This window comes from Streptosporangium sp. NPDC049644, assembly GCF_040675205.1.
Lineage (GTDB): Bacteria > Actinomycetota > Actinomycetes > Streptosporangiales > Streptosporangiaceae > Streptosporangium > Streptosporangium fukuiense.
On the sequence record NZ_JBFAOJ010000026.1, the window covers coordinates 1 to 20,176 of the forward strand.

14 protein-coding genes are annotated in these 20,176 nt (G+C 70.8%); 5 read left to right on the plus strand and 9 right to left on the minus strand.

Annotated features, from left to right (window positions below):
• Nucleotides 1–29: 29 nt before the first annotated feature.
• Nucleotides 30–4,910, minus strand: a complete 4,881-nt coding sequence (locus AB0J58_RS17080; RefSeq protein WP_364216359.1) for an NAD-glutamate dehydrogenase — start codon at nt 4,908–4,910, stop codon at nt 30–32.
• Between the two features lie 547 nt (nt 4,911–5,457).
• The gene (locus AB0J58_RS17085) at nt 5,458–5,724 is read right to left on the minus strand and encodes a hypothetical protein (RefSeq protein ID WP_364216361.1); all 267 of its coding nucleotides are present in this window, start codon (nt 5,722–5,724) and stop codon (nt 5,458–5,460) included.
• Between the two features lie 123 nt (nt 5,725–5,847).
• Here AB0J58_RS17085 and AB0J58_RS17090 point away from each other — a divergent pair, with 123 nt between their 5' ends.
• From AB0J58_RS17090 to AB0J58_RS17100, 3 genes are all read left to right on the plus strand, one after another.
• The gene (locus AB0J58_RS17090; RefSeq protein ID WP_364216364.1) at nt 5,848–7,359 is read left to right on the plus strand and encodes an FAD-binding oxidoreductase; all 1,512 of its coding nucleotides are present in this window, start codon (nt 5,848–5,850) and stop codon (nt 7,357–7,359) included.
• Nucleotides 7,360–7,458: 99 nt separating this feature from the next.
• Complete coding sequence (locus tag AB0J58_RS17095) at nt 7,459–9,528, plus strand: sensor histidine kinase (protein WP_364216367.1); 2,070 nt, start codon at nt 7,459–7,461, stop codon at nt 9,526–9,528.
• The gene (locus AB0J58_RS17100) at nt 9,506–10,144 is read left to right on the plus strand and encodes a response regulator transcription factor (RefSeq protein WP_364216370.1); all 639 of its coding nucleotides are present in this window, start codon (nt 9,506–9,508) and stop codon (nt 10,142–10,144) included. The genes AB0J58_RS17095 and AB0J58_RS17100 overlap by 23 nt, the downstream gene beginning before the upstream one ends.
• On the opposite strand, the gene AB0J58_RS17105 is transcribed toward AB0J58_RS17100, so the two are convergent.
• Both AB0J58_RS17105 and AB0J58_RS17110 read right to left on the minus strand, forming a co-directional pair.
• Nucleotides 10,116–10,796 carry a hypothetical protein gene (locus AB0J58_RS17105; protein WP_364216373.1) on the minus strand — a complete coding sequence of 227 codons (681 nt, stop codon included), beginning with the start codon at nt 10,794–10,796 and terminating at the stop codon, nt 10,116–10,118. The two genes, AB0J58_RS17100 and AB0J58_RS17105, sit on opposite strands and share 29 nt — an antisense overlap.
• Before the next feature lie 272 nt (nt 10,797–11,068).
• Nucleotides 11,069–13,075: an acetoacetate--CoA ligase gene (locus tag AB0J58_RS17110; RefSeq protein WP_364216376.1), complete on the minus strand. Its 2,007-nt coding sequence runs from the start codon at nt 13,073–13,075 to the stop codon at nt 11,069–11,071.
• 228 nt (nt 13,076–13,303) lie between these two features.
• Here AB0J58_RS17110 and AB0J58_RS17115 point away from each other — a divergent pair, with 228 nt between their 5' ends.
• Entirely contained in the window at nt 13,304–14,842 is a 1,539-nt protein-coding gene (locus AB0J58_RS17115; protein WP_364216379.1) for a penicillin-binding transpeptidase domain-containing protein, read from the plus strand.
• Between the two features lie 126 nt (nt 14,843–14,968).
• On the opposite strand, the gene AB0J58_RS17120 is transcribed toward AB0J58_RS17115, so the two are convergent.
• The 4 genes from AB0J58_RS17120 to AB0J58_RS17135 all read right to left on the minus strand — a co-directional run bounded on the left by AB0J58_RS17120 (nt 14,969) and on the right by AB0J58_RS17135 (nt 17,917).
• Nucleotides 14,969–15,754, minus strand: a complete 786-nt coding sequence (locus AB0J58_RS17120; RefSeq protein WP_364216552.1) for a haloacid dehalogenase-like hydrolase — start codon at nt 15,752–15,754, stop codon at nt 14,969–14,971.
• A 157-nt stretch (nt 15,755–15,911) separates the two neighbouring features.
• Complete coding sequence (locus tag AB0J58_RS17125) at nt 15,912–16,544, minus strand: HAD family hydrolase (protein WP_364216382.1); 633 nt, start codon at nt 16,542–16,544, stop codon at nt 15,912–15,914.
• 88 nt (nt 16,545–16,632) lie between these two features.
• Entirely contained in the window at nt 16,633–17,139 is a 507-nt protein-coding gene (locus AB0J58_RS17130) for a hypothetical protein (protein WP_364216385.1), read from the minus strand.
• A 133-nt stretch (nt 17,140–17,272) separates the two neighbouring features.
• Nucleotides 17,273–17,917: an HAD family phosphatase gene (locus AB0J58_RS17135; RefSeq protein WP_343979011.1), complete on the minus strand. Its 645-nt coding sequence runs from the start codon at nt 17,915–17,917 to the stop codon at nt 17,273–17,275.
• 81 nt (nt 17,918–17,998) lie between these two features.
• Between AB0J58_RS17135 and AB0J58_RS17140 the strand changes: the two genes are divergently transcribed.
• Entirely contained in the window at nt 17,999–19,201 is a 1,203-nt protein-coding gene (locus AB0J58_RS17140; protein ID WP_364216388.1) for an acyl-CoA dehydrogenase family protein, read from the plus strand.
• A 537-nt stretch (nt 19,202–19,738) separates the two neighbouring features.
• Here AB0J58_RS17140 and AB0J58_RS17145 read toward each other — a convergent pair.
• A partial coding sequence (locus AB0J58_RS17145; RefSeq protein ID WP_364216391.1) for a hypothetical protein occupies nt 19,739–20,176 on the minus strand: 438 nt, incomplete at its 5' end.

Consider the following 20,176-nt stretch of genomic DNA (forward strand, 5'->3'; position numbering starts at 1 on the left):
GTCCCCCGCGGGGGACCCGGGCGGACGGCTCACGCCTCGGCGTGCGGGAGGTTGACGGTGGCCGCCAGCGTGCGGATCGCGCGCAGCGCCACCGACAGGGTCGCGAGGTCGAAGTTGTCGCTCTCCCAGATCTCCGACAGGGTCTGCTTCGCCCGCGAGACCGCAGCCGAGTTGGCCTCGGCCCAGCGCGCCAGGCGCTCCTCGGGCGACAGCCCCGGCGCGCTGTGCACCAGGACGTTGTGGGTGAGCGTCGCGTGCGCGGCGTAGAGGTCGTCGCGGAGCGCGGCCCGCGCCATGGAGTTCCAGCGGCTGTCCCTGGGCAGCGCGATGACGCGCTCGCGCAGCCTGGAGAGCTGAAGCCGGTCGGCGAGGTCGAAGTAGACCTCGGCGACGTCGTGCACCGGCCTGTCGGTGCGTGCGGCCACCTCGACCAGGTCGAACGTGGAGTAGGCGGGCACCATCGCGGCGACGCGCTCGGCCAGCTCGGCGGGGACGCCCCGGAAGACGAAACCGTCGCGCCGCTCCTCGAACGCGGCCAGGTCGACCCCGGTCAGCAGCTTGGGCAGGTGCGGCAGCAGGCCGTTCATGCCCTTGGCGAAGAAGTCGACCATGGAGGCCAGGTCCAGCGGCGGGCGCCGGTTGCCCAGCAGCCACCTGGTGCCCCGTTCGACGAGCTTGCGGGCCTCCAGCTCCATGGCGATCTGGGCGGAGGTGTCGACCTTGTTGTCCAGCTCCTCGATCTGGCGCCAGAGGGTGGGCAGGTCGAAGACCTCGCGCGTCACCAGGTAGGCGCGGGCGATGTCGGGAGTGGACGCGCCGCTCTCCTCACCGAGGCGGAACATGAAGGTGGTCCCGCTGGAGTTGACCAGGTCGTTCACCACACCGGTGGTGATGATCTCCCTCCGGAGCGGGTGGGTGTCCATGTAGGCGCGGACCTCCCCGTCGCGCAGCGCCGAGGGGAAGTAGGACACCAGCCAGGACGTCAGGTAGGGGTCGTCCGGCAGGTCGGAGGCGAGGATCTCGGCGTCGGTCACCAGCTTGGTGTAGGCCAGCAGCACCGAGAACTCCGGCGCGGTGAGCCCGATCCCGGCCTGGCGGCGCTCGGCGAGCGTCTTGTCCGACGGCAGGAACTCCAGCTCCCGGTTGAGCAGGCCGGCCCGCTCCAGCTTGCGCAGCTGGCGCGAGTGGATGTGCAGCATGTCGGTCGCCTGCTCGCGGGCGGCGGCCAGCACCACGTTCTGGTCGTAGTTGTCACGCAGGACCAGCTGGGCCACCTCGTCGGTCATGTCCAGGAAGAGCTGGTTGCGCCGCTTGTCGGTGAGCTCCCCCTCCCGGATCGCCCGGTCCAGAAGGATCTTGATGTTGACCTCGTGGTCGGAGGTGTCCACACCGGCGGAGTTGTCGATGAAGTCGGTGTTGATCAGCCCGCCGTTGAGCGCGAACTCTATCCGGGCGAGCTGGGTGAAGCCCAGGTTGCCGCCCTCGCCGATCACCCTGCAGCGCAGCTCGGCGGCGGTGACCCGCAGGCCGTCGTTGGCCTTGTCGCCGACGTCGGCGTTGGACTCGCTCGACGCCCTGACGTAGGTGCCGATGCCGCCGTTCCACAGCAGGTCGACCGGGGCCCGCAGGATGGCGCTGATCAGGTCGGCCGGGGCCAGCGACGTCACCTCGTCGTCGAGGCCGAGCGCGGCACGCATCTGCGCGGAGACCGGGATCGACTTGGCCGTACGGGGCCAGACGCCGCCTCCGGTGGAGATGAGCGAGTCGTCGTAGTCGGCCCATGAGCTGCGGGGCAGCGCGAACAGCCGGGCGCGCTCGGCGTAGCTCCGGGCGACGTCCGGGTGGGGGTCGACGAAGACGTGCCGGTGGTCGAACGCCGCGACCAGCCGGATGTGCTGGGAGAGCAGCATGCCGTTGCCGAACACGTCGCCGGACATGTCGCCGATTCCGGCCACGGTGAAGTCGGTGTTCTGGACGTCGACACCGATCGTGCGGAAGTGGTACTTGACCGACTCCCAGGCGCCTCGGGCGGTGATGCCCATGGCCTTGTGGTCGTAGCCGATCGAGCCGCCGGAGGCGAAGGCGTCACCCAGCCAGAAGCCGTACTCCTTGGACACGGCGTTGGCGATGTCGGAGAACGTCGCGGTGCCCTTGTCGGCGGCGACCACCAGGTAGGTGTCGTCCTCGTCGTGCCTGACCACGTCGGCGGGCGGGACGACCTGACCGTCGACGAGGTTGTCCGTGAGGTCGAGCAGGCCGGAGATGAACATCCGGTAGCAGGCGATGCCCTCGTTCAGGGTCTCCTCCCGCGAACCCGACTTCGGCGGATTTTTGACGACAAAGCCACCCTTGGAGCCGGTGGGAACGATGACGGTGTTTTTCACCATCTGCGCCTTCACCAGCCCGAGCACTTCGGTGCGGAAGTCCTCCATCCGGTCCGACCAGCGCAACCCACCCCGCGCGACCTTGCCGAACCTCAGGTGAACGCCCTCGACCCGGGGCGAGTAGACGAACACCTCGAACTTCGGCCGGGGCAGCGGCAGCACGCTGATCGACGGCGAGTCCAGCTTCAGGCTGACGTACGGCTTGCGCTCGCCGTCGACCTGCTGGAAGTAGTTGGTCCGCAGGGTGGCCCCGATCATCTCCAGGTAGGCCCGCAGGATCCGGTCCTCGTCCAGGGAGGCCACGTCGTCCAGGGCCGCGAGGATCTCCTCGTGCAGCGCGTCGGCCAGGTCCGCGCGGACCTCCGCCGGGCGCCGGGGGTTGAGCCTGGCCTCGAACAGGCGCACCAGCAACCGCGCGAGCCGCACGTTGCCCATCAGCACCCGCTCGATGTACTGCTGGCTGAACGTGGTACCCGCCTGGCGCAGGTACCTGGCGTAGACCCGCAGGATCTCGGCCTGCTCCCAGGTCAGGCCGGCGGTCAGGACCAGCCCGTTGAACCCGTCGCTCTCCACCCGCCCGGCCCACAGGGCGCCGAACGCGTCCTGGAAGAGCCGCTTGAACTCGTCCCTGTCCACCTCGGGCGAGGGCGTGTAGCGCAGGCCGAAATCGTAGATCCAGGCGTCCTTGGTCGCCGGGTCGTTGTCTCGGTCGATCTCGTACGGCCGCTCGTCGACCACCTCCACGCCCATCCGCTGGAGCAGCGGCAGCACCCTCGACAGGGAGACGGGCGCGCCGAGGCGGTAGAGCTTGAAGCGACGCTCTCCCTCCGCGGCGTCGTAGGGCTCGTAGAGGTTCATCCCGATCTCGTCGGAGGAGTTGGCCAGCGCCTCCAGGCGGCGCAGGTCGGCGACCGCCATCCGGGCGGGGAAGTCGGCCTTGTACCCCTCGGGGAACGCCGAGGCGTAGCGGCGGACGAGTCCGGGGGCCTCGTCCTCGGGACTCAGCTCGGTGATCGCGGTGGCCAGGTCGTCCTCCCAGGACCTGGTGGCGGCGGCCAGCCTCGCCTCCAGCTCCTCGACGTTCACCGCGTCGGCGTGCAGCGGCCTGCCGCGCTCGCCGCGCACGACCACGTGCAGCCGGGCGAGGGCCGACTCGCCGATCATCGCGCTGTAGTCGAAGGAGGTGCCGCCGAGCGCCCTGAGCAGGATGTCCTGCATCTTGACGCGGATCTTGGTGGTGTAGCGGTCGCGCGGAAGATAGATCATGCACGAGACGTAGCGACCGTAGTCGTCGGGGCGGAGAAAGACCTTGACCTGCTTGCGCTCGCGGAGCCTGAGCACGCCGAGCGCGATCGGCAGCAGCTGCTCCACCGAGGTCTGGAAGAGCTCGTCCCTGGGGAAGGTCTCCAGGATCTCGATGAGGTCCTTGCCGTCGTGGCTGTCCGCGGTCAGGCCGGCGAGCACGATCACCTCGGCCAGCTTGCGCCGGAGCACCGGGACGCGCGAGATCGACTCACTGTAGGCCACGTGGGTGAAGAGGCCGAGGAAGCGCCGCTCACCGACGACCTCGCCCGAGGCGTCGAAGAGCTTGACGCCCACGTAGTCGAGGTAGGCGGGCCGGTGGACCGTGGCGCGGGTGTTGGCCTTGGTGATGATCAGCATCTGCTGTTTCTCGCGAGCCTTGGCGCGCAACTCGCGGGGGAGCGCGGCGAAGCTACCGGAGTCGGCACGGTCGCTGCGGAGGATGCCCAGCCCGGTCCCGGGCATCGGGTGCAGCCTGTCGCCCTTCTCGCCCTCCTCCAGGCGGTATTCGCGGTAGCCCAGGAAGGTGAAGTGCCCGTCGGCCAGCCAGCGCATCAGTTCCAGGCTGTCCTCCACCTCGGCGGGGTCGAGGGGCGGCGGGTTGGCCGAGATGTCCTCGGCGGTCCGCAGCGCGAGCGCGCGCATCTTGACGAAGTCCTCAACGGCGCCGCGTACGTCCTCCAGGACGCGCTGCAGCTCGGCCTCTATCGACCTGAGCACGGCGGAGTCGGTCTGCCTGTCGATCTCGAAGTGCATCCAGGACTCGGCGAGCATCTGCCCGGTGACGTCCTCCTGGCCGCGGCCGAGCAGCTTGCCGGTCATGTCCCTGCGCACCCGCATCTGCGGGTGGATGACCAGGTGGGTACCGATGTCGTGCCGGTCGAGCTCCATCGTCACCGAGTCGACGAGGAAGGGCATGTCATCGGTGACGATCTCCACAATGGAGAACCCGGGGTCCCAGCCGTGCTCCTCCAGGCTCGGCGTGTAGGCCCGGACCAGGGCTCGGCCCTGGGGGCGCTCCCTGGCGAGCTGCCGCTGGGCGATAGCCGGGCCGTACAGATCGACCGGGTTCCGGCTCAGCAGGTCCTCCGGGGCGACATGCCGGTAGTAGAGCCGCAGAAAGGCGAGCGCCTCCTCCACGCTCACATGGTCGCTGCCAGGTGTGTGCGCGCACGTCTCGGCGGCACTCCTCAGCAGCTCGTCCTTGGCCTCGTCGAGCGGCATGTCGCTCTCACTCCTTTGTGAGGGATTTTGCACATTTTGATGAGGAATCATGTTGAAACTCATGATTCCCGCCAGGGAGAAAGTGATGTCTCCACACCCGAGGTCCGGTGCTCGGCGCCCTCTTCGGGCCGCCCGTTCCCGGTCACGCTCCTCGTTCGGAGAACCGGGGCGCGGAACGCCCACCACATGGTGGCCGTCTCGTCACGGGTGGGTGGGGTTCCGGCCAGTCGCCTCGGCTCGTCATGTGAGCCGAGATCTCTCACCGTCGCCCGCGGAGAACGAAAGGTCTCCGAGTCGGAGACGACGGACTCTCCCCGGGAGATGGCGGTAGGGCAATCATTCCACAGGGTCGCCTCGGCGAGGCTACGGCGCAGCCGGGCGAGTCGGGTCTCGCTCCCTGCACCTCGCCCGGCGGGCGGGGCCGTCCGGCCCGCACTCCGCCCATCGGGCTTGGCCCGTGGCACGACACCTCCAGTGGCCCTTTCCCCGATCCTCGTTGACCGGGGCACACCACCGTTACTGATATCACCCGAAAACCGGCCAAACGTCAATGTGACATTCGGCCGCCGTCCATGGAGTTGGAGCGGTCCCGCCGGACCACATCGAGGCGACCGAGAACCTCGCTCGGTTCCCGGAGCTCGATCCGGCGCTCCTCGCCCGCCATCCGGTGGCCTTGGAACGCCTCACGGTCCTCTTCGTCGAGCACCCTGGGGATTTCCGCCGCCTCGTCAATCGTACGGCCCCGTAGGTGAGTCCGCTCGATGACTTCGCGGTGCTCCGGTGCCGGTTCGCGCCACGCCGCGGCGACGGTCATCGCCTCCGGCGCGTGCCGCGGGGGCCCGAGCCCATCGCGCGAAGGGTGATGTGAATGTGACCAACCAGGTGATGGGTGCGGTCGTCCTATCGGGTAGTCGACACGGAACCTCGGGGAGAACGCATGCGGACCGCTCCTGACAGGCGGGCATTCCTTCGTACCGGCGGCCTGGCCGCCCTGGCACTGGCCGCTCAGGGTGCACCCGCCCTGGGCGCCACCGCCGGCATGACCGGCCGGGATACCACGGGCGCCGCGAGCGGCCCGCGGCCCGCCGACTGGCGGGCCCTGGCCGACGGGCTGGCCGGCAAGGTCATCCGGCCTGGCGACGCCTCGTACGACAGCGCACGACGGCTGTTCAACCCCACCTTCGACGCGGTGCGGCCCGCGGGCGTGGCCTACTGTGCCAACCCCTCCGACGTCGCCGAGTGCGTCGGCTTCGCACGCCGGCTGAACGTGCCGCTGGCCGTGCGGTCCGGCGGGCACTCCTACGCGGGCTGGTCCACCGGGACCGGCCTGGTCCTGGACGTGTCCCGGATGAGCAAGGTGAGCCACGCCGCCGGGCGGGCGAGGGTCGGGGCGGGCGCCAAGCTGATCGACGTCTACGACAGGCTCGCCGCGAGCGGGGTCAGCATCCCCGCCGGGACCTGCGCCACGGTCGGGGTGAGCGGGCTGGCCCTGGGCGGCGGTATCGGCGTGGTCTCCAGGAAGTACGGCCTGACCTGCGACGTGATGGAGTCCGTCCAGCTCGTCACGGCCGATGGACGGTTGCTGACCTGCGACGCGAACCGCAACGCCGACCTGTACTGGGCCTCGCGGGGCGGCGGCGGGGGCAACCTCGGCGTGGCGGTCTCCTTCGAGTTCCGGACCCACCCGGCCCGCGAGGTCACGGTGTTCTTCCTGCACTGGCCGTGGTCGAAGGCGGTCAGGGCGCTGCGCGCCTGGCAGGCGTGGGGCCCCTCGGCCCCGGACGCCCTGTGGTCGGGCATGCACCTCAGCCGCGACGGCGGGACGGACGTGCAGGTCGTCGGGCTCTACCTCGGCGGCAGGGCCGACTGCGAGCGGCTGCTCGACCGGCTGGCCGACGCGGCCGGGTCGCCCTCGTCGAGCTACGTCCGGCAGACCTCCTACCGCCAGGCCATGCTGACCATGGCGGGTTGCGGCTCGCTCTCGGTCGCCCAGTGCCACCTGGGCGGGTCCCTGCCGGGGCAGACCAGGGGCGGGCGGCTGTCCAGGGACACCTTCACCGCCAAGTCGCACATGGCCTACCGCCCGCTCTCCGAGGCCGGGGCCGGGACCCTGGTCGCCCAGGTCGCCCGCCCAGGCAACCACACCGTGCTGCTGGACGCCCTCGGCGGCGCCGTCGCCCGGGTCCGCCCCGACGCCACCGCCTTCCCGCACCGGACCGCCCTCTACAGCGTGCAGTACTACGCCCACCGCGCCGGAGCGGCCACCTGGGCCAGGACCGCGCACGCGGCGATGCGACCCCACTTCGGCGACCACGCCTACGTCAACTACACGGACCCCGAGCTCGGCGGCTGGCGCGCGGCCTACTACGGGGCGAACGCCACCAGGCTCGCCCAGATCAAGGCCGCCCGCGACCCGGGCCGCCTGTTCCGGCTCCCCCAGGGAATCTGACCCCGGGGCCGCCCGGACCACCGGCTGATCGGCGAGTCCCACCCCGAGACATCGTCCTCCCGGGCCGGATACGGTGTGGCGACCGGCTCGGGAGGCACAGTGGCGGCAGCGGCGCGCATCGCGTGGTCATGGTGCGCCCTGACCCTGGTGCTGACCGTGCTCGCCGTCGTCCTGACCGTTCTCAACGGGACGAATCCGCTCGTCCTGTCCCACCTGCTGTTCGTGGCGGCCTGCGCGCTGGCGGGCGGCCTCATCGGTTCGCGCCGCCCCGAGCACGGGGTGGGCCGGCTGTTGACGGTGAGCGCGTTCTGCTTCGCGCTCATGGAGTTCTCCGGGCAGTACGCGATCCTCGGCCTCGTCACCCGCCCCGGGCTGCCACTGGCCGAAGCCCTGGCCTGGCCGCAGACCTGGCTCTGGGTGCCGGCGAACCTGTCGGCCTGTCTTATCCCGCTGTTCTTCCCCGACGGGCGGCTGTCCTCGTCGGGAGCGCGCCGCCTGGTGATCGGCGCCACCGCCGTGGGAGCGATGGCCGTGGTGGCCGGCGCGCTCCGGCCCGGCGAGAGCAGTCAGGTCACCGCGGGCAGCGGCGTGGTCAACCCGCTTGGAGTGGCTGGCCTCGCGGACGCGGCGCCGGTGATGGAGACGGCGACGACCGCCCTGTTCGCCGTGGTGTTCGCCGTGGGCGCGCTGGACCTGAGCGCGCGTGCTCTCCGGAGCGGCGGCCGGAAGCGCCGCCAGATCGCCTGGCTGGTCTACGTGATCGGCATCGAGGTGATGGTCGTCTCGGTCAGGTTGGCGGCCGGGCTGACCGACGGCGTCCCCGGCTCCATCTGGCCCGCGACCAACACCCTGTGGGAGCTGGCCGGCGGGGCGGGCATGACCCTCCTGCCGGTCGCCATCTGCGTCGCGATCCTGCGCCACCGGCTCTTCGACATCGACCTGGTGATCAACCGGACGCTGGTCTACGCGCTGCTGTCCGGGTGCGTGACCGGCGGGTACGTGGTCGTGGTCGGCTACCTCGGCGCGCTCTTTCCCGCCGGGGACCTGCCGATCTCGATCCTGGCCGCCGGGCTCGTGGCCCTCGCCTTCGCACCGCTGCGGGAACGGCTGCAGGGCTGGGTCAACCTGCTGACCTACGGGGAGCGTGACGATCCGTACGCGGCGCTCACCCGCCTGGGCCGCAGGCTGGAGAGCACCGCCGAGCCGGGCACCGTGCTGCCGGGGGTCGCCCGGTCGGTCACCGAGGCACTGCGCCTGCCGTACGCGGCGGTCGAGACGGCCGGGGGCGCACGGTACGCGTCCGGCACGCCCGGCGGGGAGCTCCTGCGGCTGCCGCTGACGCACAACGGCGAGCGGGCCGGCGACCTCATCCTGTCGCCCAGGCCGGGAGAGAGCGGATTCGGCCCCCGTGACCTGCGCGTCCTCGCCGACCTGGCCAGGCAGATCGCGGTGGCCGTGCACGCCGTACGGCTCTCCGCCGACCTGCGGCGCTCGCGGGAGCGGCTGGTGATGGCCCGCGAGGAGGAGAGGCGCAGGCTGAGGCGCGACCTGCACGACGGGCTCGGACCCACGCTGGCCGCGCTGACCATGCGTGCCGAGGCCGTGCACGATCTGGTCGAGGACGAGCACGCGCGGCGGCTGCTGGCCGAGATCGTCTCCGACGCCGAGGCCGCGGTGGCCGACGTGCGGACCCTGGTGGACGGCCTGCGCCCGCCCGCGCTGGACTCCCTGGGGCTGCTCGGCGCGCTCCGCGCCCACACGATCCGGCAGCCGTCCGGCCTGCGCGTGGCCCTGCGCGCCCCGGACGACCTGCCGCCGCTGCCGGCCGCCACCGAGGTCGCCGCCTACCGGATCGCGTCCGAGGCGCTGGCCAACGCGCGCAGGCACGCCGGAGCGACCCGCGCCGAGCTGCGGATCGAGGTGTCGGACGGCACCCTGAGGCTGGAGGTCTCCGACGACGGCCGGGGGATAGGCCAGGAGGCGCCCGTCCCCGGCGGTCCCGCGGGGCCTGACCGGATGGGGGTCGGGCTGGCGTCGATGCGGGAGCGTGCCGTGGAGTTGGGCGGATCGTGCGTGTTCGAGGAGCCTCCGGGAGGCGGGACCCTGGTCAGGGTCGCGCTGCCGGCGGCCGAGGAAGGAGACAGCGGTGATCCGGGTCCTGCTGGTTGACGACCATCCGGGTTTTCGCGCGGGGCTGCGGACCCTGCTGGCGACGGCCGAGGGGATCGAGGTCGCCGACGAGGCGGCCAGCGGCGAGCAGGCGCTGGCCCTGGTCGGGCGGGCGCAGCCCGACGTGGTCCTGATGGACCTGGCGATGCCGGGGATGGGCGGGGTCGCTGCCACCGAGCGGCTCACCCACGACCACCCGCACATCCGGGTGGTCGTGCTCAGCATGTCGGACGACGACGACTCGGTGTTCGCGGCCATGCGGGCCGGCGCCAGGGGCTACGTCCTCAAGGGCGCCAGGAAGGCGGAGATCGTCCGGTCCGTGCAGGCGGTGGCCGAGGGCGAGGCCATCTTCGGTCCGGCCATCGCCACCCGGCTGGTGAGCTATTTCGGCGAGCAGGGGCGCGAGCAAGGGCGGGAGGAGGCGCTGCCCGAGCTGACCAGACGGGAGCGGGAGATCCTCGGCCTGGTCGCCGAGCATCTGACGAACCCGCAGATCGCCGCCAGGCTCGGGCTGAGCCAGAAGACCGTGCGCAATCACGTGTCGGCCGTCTTCACCAAGCTCCAGGTGGCGGACCGGGCACAGGCGATCATGCGCGCGCGGGAAGCGGGGCTGTGACCTCCCCGCCGGCCTTCCCGCTCCACTCGGCGTCCGGCATCCGCAGCACGCGCAGCGCGATCCAGCCGTACGCGGCCAGGTGGAACAGGGCACCCGTCGCCTGCACGGCCGGCGCCTGGTCGACGGCCAGAAAGGGGACCAGCGTTCCCGCGAACGCGGCGACCGGCACCCACCAGGGGGCGATCCTGACCACGGCCAGCGCGATGAGCAGGGTGAACAGCCCGACGTGGGCGAGGAAGGCGGGCAGCAGCATGCCGAACAGGAATCCCCACAGCTCACCGGCCCGCGCCGTGACCATCTCCGCCTGCGCGTCGGGCAGCGTCTGGGCCAGGGCCAGGTCGTAGAAGTCGGTGGTGAAGAGCGTCAGCGCGTGCCCGGAGCCGATCAGGCCGATCGCGGCCCCCACGTTGCTCGTCCTCGGGGCGCGGCTGCGCAGCAGGTGGGCCAGGGCGAAGGTCACCGGGATGAGGGCGAGCGCGGCCCACAGGTAGAGAAGCGCGCTGACCTGCACCGTCGTCGCGTTCTCACGGAAGATCGCGGGAGCGTGGCTTTTTCCCGGCGGCGAGGTGAGGAAGGCGAGGAACTCCAGCAGCGGCCAGACGAGCAGGGCGATTCCGGCGACGATCCGGCGGAACGAATCAGGATTTTTCATCACCTGGACAGCGAACCCGGATCCCGTCCCAGGCCGCCTGGGCCGATGCCCCCGATTCCCGGGAGGAATGTCCCCGGAGCCCGGGACCACCCCGCCACGTCCCCGGGGCCCACCTCGAAGCGCACCTCGAAGCGCGCCTCGGGCGCACCACGGCGGCCTCCGCGGTTCGGACGGCCCGGAAAGGGCCGGTCCCCGAAAAGCCCGTGCCCGAGGAGACCGTGCCCGGTGACGTGACGTGACGTGACGTGACGGGGCTTGGCGCGGCGCGGCGGTCAGCGCCGCGCGGTGTCGGCCTCCGGGACGAAGTGGGGAAGGACCTCGGGGTTGGCCATGGCGTCAAGGTTGGCGGCCTTCTCCGGGGGCACGCCGAGCAGGATCTTGCGGATCGGGACCTCCAGCTTCTTGCCACTGAGCGTGCGGGGAATGCCGGGAACCTCGATGATCTCGTTCGGCACATGGCGTGGGGAGAGCCTCTCCCTGAGTTCCCGGCGCAGGCGCATGATCAGGGCGTCCTGCAGCGTCTCCCCCTCGACCAGGGTGACGTACAGCAGCAGGCGGCCCTCCTGCCCGAGTTGGCCGGTGTCGATCACCAGGCTGTCGGCGATCTCCTCGAAACCCTCCACCACGCGGTAGAACTCGCTGGTGCCCATCCGCACCCCGCCCCGGTTCAGTGTCGAGTCGGAGCGGCCGTAGATCACCGAACCCCCGTCAGGAAGGATCTTGATCCAGTCGCCGTGCCGCCAGACCCCGGGGTACTCGGAGAAGTAGCTGTCGCGGTAGCGCGACCCGTCCGGGTCGTTCCAGAACATCACCGGCATCGACGGCATCGGCAGGGTCACCACCAGCTCGCCGACCTCGCCGATCACCGGCCTGCCCGACGGATCGAAGGACTCCACCTTCGCCCCCAGGCAGCGACAGGGGATCACACCCGCCCGGACCGGGAGCAGCGGGACCGCGCCGACGAAGCCGGTGCACACGTCGGTGCCCCCGGAGAACGAACCGAGCTGCACGTCCGGCAGCGCGTCGTGCACCCAGCCGAACCCCTCGGGCGGCAGCGGCGAGCCGGTGGACCCGAGCCCCCGCAGCCGGTCGAGGCCCGACGGCTTGAGGCCGGCCTTCATGGACGCGATCACGTACGGAGCGCCCGTACCGAAGTAGGTGACCCCCTCCTCGGCGGCCAGCCGCCAGAGCGCGTCAGCCTGAGGATAGGTCGCCGCCCCGTCGTAGAGCACCACGGTCGAGCCGACCAGCAGGCCGCCGACGAGGTAGTTCCACATCATCCAGCCGGTGGTGGTGTACCAGAAGAAGACGTCGTCCTCGCCCAGATCCTGGTGGAAGGAGATCGCCTTGAGGTGTTCGAGCACCACACCGCCGTGGCCGTGCACGATCGGCTTGGGCAGCCCGGTGGTGCCCGAGGAGTAGACGATCCAGAGCGGATGCCCGAACGGCACCGGCTCGAAGTCGAGCGGCCCCGCGACGGAGCGCAGTTCCGCCCAGCTCACCGTACGGACCCCGGCCCCGGGCACCGGAGCGTCCGCCGCGGACTCCCGCGCGGCCGCCGCGCCGGAGCCGTCGGGGGCGTCCGCGCCCCGCACGTCCTCGGCCGAGATCCGGACCCGCGCCACCAGCGTCGGCAGCCTGGCCGCGATGTCGTCGACGACCGCGCCTCGGTCGAAGTTCCTTCCGTTGTAGTCGTAGCCGTCGACCGCGATGAGCACCTTCGGCTCGATCTGAGTGAAACGGTCGATCACGCTGGACGCCCCGAAGTCGGGCGAGCAGGAGGACCAGACGGCTCCCAGGGAGGCGGTCGCCAGGAAGGCGATCAGCGCCTCGGGGACGTTCGACACGTAGGCCGCGACCCGGTCGCCCCGTCCGATCCCCAGTGCCACCAGGCCCGCGCGGACCCGCGCCACCTCCTCGGCCAGCTCGCCCCTGGTGAACGTCCGCCGCCCGCCCGCCTCGTCGCGGGCGACCACCGCGAGCCGCCCGGGGTCGGAGACGGCCCCGCGCAGCGCGTTGGCCGCGTAGTTCACCGTCGACCCGGCGAACCATTCCGTGCCGGGCATCTCCCCCGACATGACCGGCCCGTCACCGCGCTCTCCCGCGACCCCGAAGTAGTCCCAGATCGACGTCCAGAACTCGGCCGGGGCGTCAACCGACCACTGCCACAGGGACTCGTAGTCACCGGCCCGGCCCAGCCACTCCGCATAACGGGTGACCTTCGCGTTCCTCACAACCTCCGGGGAGGGCTCCCAGAGCAGCGCACCTTCCTCAACCATGGCCCTATCCTCTCGGCGCCCCAGCCGAATGTCATCCCCGAGGTTCACATATCGTCCCGGCACACCGTGTGGGCCGACCACACACGCCCTCGCCGGCACCCCTGGGAAATCCGTCACCACCAGCGCCGATATGCATTCGGATATCAATCTCACCCTGTCCCAAATATTGGACATAAGGGACAACTCTCTGGTCTTCTCTGTCCCCGACGAGGAAGGGCGACCACTGCCATGAGGCTGAGACATCTGATCACCGCGACCACGCTGGTGCTGGTGACCGCGAGCGCGGGCACTGTGTGGGCACTGCGCACCGAGGGCTCGCCCGAGGAGACCGCGGAGATGTTCCTGACCGCGTGGGGCCGGCAGGACTACACGGCGATGCGTGCGCTGACCGTCAAGCCGCCGGACGACTTCGAGCGCTGGTACCGGCGTTTCCGCACCGACCTGAAGCTGACGGGGGCCACCTTCAGGGTGCTGGGAGACGCCCGGGACGGCGAGCCGGTCACCGTCGGGTTCCGCGCGGCGCTGGAGGGGCCCGTGGACTGGGCCTACGAGGGGTCGCTGAAGCTGGTCGAGCACGAGCGCACCTGGCGGGTGAAGTGGAGCCCGGCCGCCGTCCACCCCAGGCTCGGAACGGGCCTGCGGATCAAGACCGCGCTGGTCAAGGCCGAGCGGGCGCCGATCCTCGCCGCCGACGGCACCCGGATCGACACCCCTGCCACGCCAGGCTCGGTGCAGCAGCTCGTCGAGGGACTCACCCAGACGTACGCCTCCCGCCTCACCGGCACCGCGTCCGCGCGGGTCGATCTGGTGAAGGGCACCCAGAAGGTCGCCACGCTCGCCACCGCCACCGCCAAAGCGGGCCGGGAACTGCGCACCACCATCGACCTGGACGTCCACCGCGCCGCCGCCTCGGCTCTGGAGGCGGTGGACAAGCCGGCCTCGCTGGTCGCGCTCCGGCCGTCGACCGGCGAGATCCTCGCCGTGGTCAACAAGCCGGGCGGGTTCAACCGGGCACTGCTGGGCCACTACCCGCCGGGCTCGACCTTCAAAGTGATCACCGCATCGGCCCTGGTCGCCGACGGTATGACCGCGGACGAGCGAGTGAGCTGCCCGGCCGAGCAGAACATCGGCGGCTTCGCCTTCCACAACGCCGGATTCAAGGACTACGGCACGCTCCCGTTCAGCACGGCGTTCGCGCACTCGTGCAACACCACGTTCGGCGCACTCACCGTGGACCGGCTCGGTGGGCAGCGGCTCGCCACCCTCGCCGGGAGCTTCGGGTTCGGTGCCCCCGTCCAACCCGGCGTGCCCGCGGTACGGGCCGAGTTCCCCGCGCCCAAGGACGACACCGACCTCGCGTCGGCCTCGATCGGCCAGGGCCGGGTGCTGGCGAGCCCGCTCAACATGGCCACGGTCGCCGCGGCGATCGCCGACGGCTCCTGGCGTCCGCCCCGCCTGGTGGCGGCCTCCCTGCTGCCCGAGGCCGAGCCCCGGAAGCTGGAACCCGAGATCCTGCGGGCACTGCGCACGCTGATGCCCGCGGTGGTGGTGGAGGGCACCGCGAGCGCGGTCTCCTTCCCCTCCGGCACGGCGGGCAAGACCGGGACCGCGGAGTTCGGCTCGGGCAAGGAACCGCCGTCGCACGCCTGGTTCATCGGCTACCGGGGAGACCTGGCGTTCTCCGTCGTGGTGGAGGGCGGCGGCGCCGGCTCCACGGTGGCCGCCCCCATCGCGGGCCGCTTCCTGACCGGCCTCCCCCAGCGATGACCCACACCGGCGGACCGCTGATGGTTGATCACCATCTTGCCGAGGTGGCCGACCGGGAATGCGGGAGTCGGCTGCCGACGACCCGCCGCGCTGTCGGGTTCATGCCGCCCGCCCGCTTGGCGGGAGTCAGCGGCCTGCGGGGAAGTGGCCTGCGCGGCGGGCCGGGGAGGTGAGGCCGGCGACGGCGGCCACCACCTCGGAGGGGTTGGCGAGGTCGGGCAGGACCGCGTCCGCCCCGGCCTCGTGCAGCTCGGCCGCCAGGGAGCGCCCGGAGGCGACGCCGATCATCGCGGCTCCGGCGATCCTGGCGGCCTGGACGTCCCTGGCCGAGTCGCCGATCAGCACGGTGTTGCTCCCGTCGAAGGTCGCCCCGTACTTCTGCTTGGCCCGGCCCTGCGCGACCTGCAGGAGGGTGGCCTTGGGATAGACCTCCTCGCCATAGCCGCCGATCTCGAAGTCGACGTACTTGTCGAGGCCGAACGCGGTCAGTTTGTGCACGGCGTTGCTCTTGATCGTGCCGGTGAGCACCGACTGGACCACGCCGTCGAGCCTTGCCACCGCCTTCAGCGCGTCGCGGGCCCCGGGCATCATCCGGCCGTCCTTGGCCAGGCGCCTGCGCCTGGCTCCGAAGGATTCGGCCAGCGCGTCGAGGAACCTGGGGAGGTGGTCGTCCCCGGCGACGATCCCGTTGATGGCGAGCATCTCGAAGACGATCTCAGAGTCCGGGCGCCCGTTGGGCTGGGTCAGCTTGACCAGGGGCCTGCCGGTGACAGCGCGGAAGGCCTCCGCGTATGCCTCGCGGGTGACGATGGACACGTCGACCAGGGTGAGGTCGATGTTCCAGAGAACGAGGCGGTTGATCGGAGCCTCCCGGAATGGGTGCGGATGCCCAGGGTACGGCCCGAGGCGCATGGCGACCGCCTCCGATGCCGAAAACATTAGTTTTTGGTGGGATTGCCCTGTGGTGGTGCCCCCTCCACCGTGCCGACCGGGAAACCCCACCGTTCACCTGTCCGGCCCGCGACCATTCTTCGGATACGGCGGCCTCCGCAGGCCCGAGGGGCAGAGCCTAGGCGTGGTCGAGGGCGTTCGCGAGGGTGTCGACGACCGGGACGCCGCAGGACATCAGGTCGGCGCGGCTGGTCATGCCACCGGTGTAGAGGACCGCGCGCGCGCCGACGTGCTGGGCGGCGTGCGCGTCGTCCAGGCTGTCGCCGATCACGAGGACATCGGCCGGGTCGATGCCGAGCGCGGCCAGGTGGGCCACCATCGACTCGGCCTTGTGCCCGCCGGGGGCGCTGCGCAGGCCGTCGATCCGGCTGAAGTGGTGGTCGATGCCGAATTCCGAGATCTTGGGAACCAGCCGGTCATGCGCCCACATGGACAGCAGCGACTGCCTGCCTCCCGCGTTCCCCCAGCTTTCCAGGGTGGAGAGCGCGTCGTCGGCCAGCCCGCATTCCAGCATCAGCCGGTGGTAGTTGTCATGGAAGCCCAGGTCGAGCATCTCCCACTCGCCCTCGTGGAGGGCACGGCCGAGCATGCGCTCGTAGGCGGCCCAGATCGGGCGAGTGTAGACGGCACGGAAACGGTCCACGTCGTAGGAGCCCAGCCCGTACGGCTCGAACACCGCGTTCGTCGCACCGACGACGGCGTCGATGTCGTGGAAGAGCGTGCCGTTCCAATCCCAAACGATGTGTCTCATATCGCCTCCCAGGATAGCGAAAACCCGTGCTGGAGCGGCGCCACCACAGGACGGCCGGCCCGCTCTCCGGACTCCGGACGCGACAGGGTCAGCCGACCAGGTCGGGAATCTCCTGGGTGGCGTACCAGAGGAGCTCGTTGGCCTCGACACCGTCCACGGTGAACCTGGCGTCGTCGTCGCCCCGGTCGGCCGCGGGCAGCGCCGCGACGGCGGCCTCGACGTCCTTCACCGCCGACGGGTCGTCCACGTGGACGGCGGCGATCCGCGCCAGCGGGACCGCCGCAGCGAGTCGCACCCGGGCCCGCTCGTCCAGGTCCGCGCTCACGCTCACGTCACCCTCCGGTACGTCGACGGCGACGACCACCCGCCGCGCGACGACCTCCACCCCGTCCGCGCGGTCGGCGGCCAGCATTCGCAGGGAATCCCTGGCCGCCTCGGTCAGTGCGACGTACTCCAGTTCCTCGGTGTCACCCGAGACGTACCACTCGATCAACGCGGGTGTCACCGCGTAGCCGGTCAGCGGGGCCGGGCCGAGCTCCCCCACGGTGGCCACGCGGGCCAGCGCCGGGAGCGTACACGGCAGGTAGACGCGCATCCATGCCTCGATCTGTCTCTTAAGACATCGGCGCCGGTTCGGCGCCGGTTCACGCATCGAGTGTGCCAGTACCGGCGACCCGCGGTGGTACCGCCCGCGCGGAGTGACCGGTCCGCTCCGGACCGGACGGGCCTCAGCGCAGCGAGACCCGCAACAGGGTCTCCAACTCGCCGATGGTCACCTCGGGGTCGCGGTGGTGCACGCCGACGATGCCGAGTCGCCGGGCGGCCTCGATGTTGGCCTCGATGTCGTCGACGAACACGCACTGCTCACCGGCCAGGCCGATCCTGCCGAGCGCGTGCTCGAAGATCCTCTGCTCCGGTTTGCGCATGCCGATCTCTCCCGAGATGACGACCTCGTCGAAGACGTCGTCCCAGCCCTCGCGGGGATACTCGTTCGCCCAGGAGTTGGAGAGCAGGCAGGTGCGCAGCCCGGCCGCACGGGCCACCCGGAGCATCTCGTACATCGGCTCGACCCGGTGGAAGCGGGAGAACATCCTGTCCAGCAGCCCCTCGGCGACCGGCGGCACGCCGTCCGTGGTGACCAGCCGGGCGGCCAGGTGGCGTTCGAAGTCCAGCCCGGAGATCTCCCCCCGCTCCAGAGCGTGGATCACGTTCTCGCTGTTCTCCAGGCCCTCGTACGCGTGGACGATCAGCTCGCGCATCACCTGCCGGTAGTGGTCCGCGTCGAGCCTCTCGGCGACGATCCACTCCGCGACCGCCTCGGAAAGACCGACGGTGAGCACGCCACCCCAGTCGATCAGCACGCCCTTGAGCATCTGTCCTCCTTAGTGGAACGGGTTCCAGGTTAAGTGTGGCCGGTGAACGATCGGAGAAGGGGTGGTGCCAAACTTGCCGCCATGGACTTCGCGCTCAGCGACAAGGCTCAGGAATACCTCGCCAATCTGACCGATTTCATGGCAACTCACGTATACCCGGCGGAGCCGGTCTACCATGCGTGGCGCCAGGCCAAGGGCTACGACAACCACGAACTACCGCCGGTGGTGGAGGAGCTCAAGTCCGAGGCGCGCTCGCGCGGCCTCTGGAACCTGTTCCTGCCCGATGAGTCGAACATGTCGGTGCTCGACTACGCCACCCTGGCCGAGGTCACCGGCCGTTCCATCGACCTCGCGCCCGAGGCACTGAACTGCGCGGCCCCCGACACCGGGAACATGGAGGTCCTGCACATGTTCGGCTCGCCCGAGCAGCGGGACCGGTGGCTCAAGCCCCTGCTCTCCGGGGAGATCCGCTCGGCGTTCGCGATGACCGAGCCCGCCGTGGCCTCAAGCGACGCGACCAACATCGCCACCTCCATCCGGCTCGACGGCTCCGAGTACGTGATCAACGGCCGCAAGTGGTTCATCACCGGGGTCGCCGACCCGCGCTGCGAGATCCTGATCGTGATGGGCAAGACCGACCCGGACGCCCCCCCGCACCGCCAGCAGTCGATGATCCTGGTCCCGATGGACACGCCGGGCGTGGAGATCGTCCGTCACCTGCCGCTCTTCGGCTACCAGGAGCAGCACGGCCACTCCGAGATCCTCTTCACGGACGTCCGGGTGCCCGCCGCGAACCTGATCGCGGAGGAGGGTGACGGCTTCCGCATCGCCCAGGCCCGTCTCGGCCCCGGTCGCATCCACCACTGCATGCGTGCCATCGGCATGGCCGAGCGCGCCCTGGAGCTGATGTGCACCCGCGCCGCCAACCGGGTGGCCTTCGGCCAGACGCTTGCCCAGCAGGGCGTGGTACAGCAGCAGATCGCCGAATCACGGCTGGCCATCGAGCAGGCCAGACTGCTCACCCTGAAGGCCGCCTGGATGATCGACACGGTCGGCGTGAAGGCGGCCGCCTCGGAGATCTCCGCGATCAAGGTCGTCGCTCCGAGGATGGCCTGCGAGGTCATCGACCGCGCCATCCAGGTCCACGGCGGCATGGGTCTCGCCGACGACGTCCCGCTCGCCACGATGTACGCCCAGGCCCGCGCGATGCGCATATTCGACGGCCCGGACGAGGTTCACATCCGCACCGTGGCCCGTCGCGAGCTCAAGCCGTACCTCTCCTAGACGCCCCGGAACAGGGCGCATACGGTCCACTGGATCGGAGATTCCTCCCCCAATATCCGATTCAAAGGTCGGTACGAGTTTCACGGCCCCAATTCGAGGAAGATTACGGACATGGCACTCAGGCCATATAACTGCACGTAGAAGGCGTGATCGGCCTCCTGCGGGCTCCATTTGCACCTTCCCTCGGTTCCCATGAGGAGGGATCATGGCAGTAGCTCAGGCGAGCCGGTCACGCGCCCATACGGCGCAAAAGCCGACCACACCCGCCGCGTCCACCACGCACACACCGTCAGGCCGGAAGCAGGACAACCCCTCACTGAAGTTGAACCTGCCAATGATGACCGTGCAGTTCCGGCCGCCGCATGTTCACATGCCACACGTCAGCCGGCAGGAAGCGGGCCAAGCCGTCGACGCCGCCAGGTCCTTCCTCCCGCCGCCTGAGCGCATCGTCTACTACGGGGGGCTCGGCGCCCTGGCCGTGGCGGGATTGATCGAGTGGCCGGTGGCGGCCGCCATCGGGGTCGGAACGATGATCGCTCAGCGTGCCCGCGGGAGGGGCCGGGCCCCGGTCTCCGCGCCCCGGACTCCGACGCCCACCTCACGAGCCGCGGGCACCACCAAACCCGCCGCCCGGACCTCGGCCTCCACCACGCGGGCCGCCAAACCCGCGGCACGGGCCACCCGGCCCGCGACACGAGCCGCGGGCACCACCACCAGGCCCACGTCACGCGCCGCGGGCACCACCTCGCGGGCGACGACATCCCGGACCACGAAACCCACCTCGCGAGCCGCCGCGGGCACCACCGCACGAGCCGCAGGCACGACATCGCGGACCGCCAAGACCACATCGCGCGCCACCAGGCCCACGTCACGCGCCGCAGGCACCACCTCGCGGGCGACGACATCCCGGACCACGAAACCCACCTCGCGAGCCGCCGCGGGCACCACCGCACGAGCCGCAGGCACGACATCGCG

Coding starts and splice junctions, on each gene's coding strand:
- AB0J58_RS17080 (WP_364216359.1), bottom strand. CDS start 4,910: ATGCCGCTCGACGAGGCCAAGGACGAGCTGCTGAGGAGTGCCGCCGAG.
- AB0J58_RS17085 (WP_364216361.1), bottom strand. CDS start 5,724: ATGACCGTCGCCGCGGCGTGGCGCGAACCGGCACCGGAGCACCGCGAA.
- AB0J58_RS17090 (WP_364216364.1), top strand. CDS start 5,848: ATGCGGACCGCTCCTGACAGGCGGGCATTCCTTCGTACCGGCGGCCTG.
- AB0J58_RS17105 (WP_364216373.1), bottom strand. CDS start 10,796: ATGAAAAATCCTGATTCGTTCCGCCGGATCGTCGCCGGAATCGCCCTG.
- AB0J58_RS17110 (WP_364216376.1), bottom strand. CDS start 13,075: ATGGTTGAGGAAGGTGCGCTGCTCTGGGAGCCCTCCCCGGAGGTTGTG.
- AB0J58_RS17115 (WP_364216379.1), top strand. CDS start 13,304: ATGAGGCTGAGACATCTGATCACCGCGACCACGCTGGTGCTGGTGACC.
- AB0J58_RS17120 (WP_364216552.1), bottom strand. CDS start 15,754: ATGCGCCTCGGGCCGTACCCTGGGCATCCGCACCCATTCCGGGAGGCT.
- AB0J58_RS17125 (WP_364216382.1), bottom strand. CDS start 16,544: ATGAGACACATCGTTTGGGATTGGAACGGCACGCTCTTCCACGACATC.
- AB0J58_RS17130 (WP_364216385.1), bottom strand. CDS start 17,139: ATGCGCGTCTACCTGCCGTGTACGCTCCCGGCGCTGGCCCGCGTGGCC.
- AB0J58_RS17135 (WP_343979011.1), bottom strand. CDS start 17,917: ATGCTCAAGGGCGTGCTGATCGACTGGGGTGGCGTGCTCACCGTCGGT.
- AB0J58_RS17140 (WP_364216388.1), top strand. CDS start 17,999: ATGGACTTCGCGCTCAGCGACAAGGCTCAGGAATACCTCGCCAATCTG.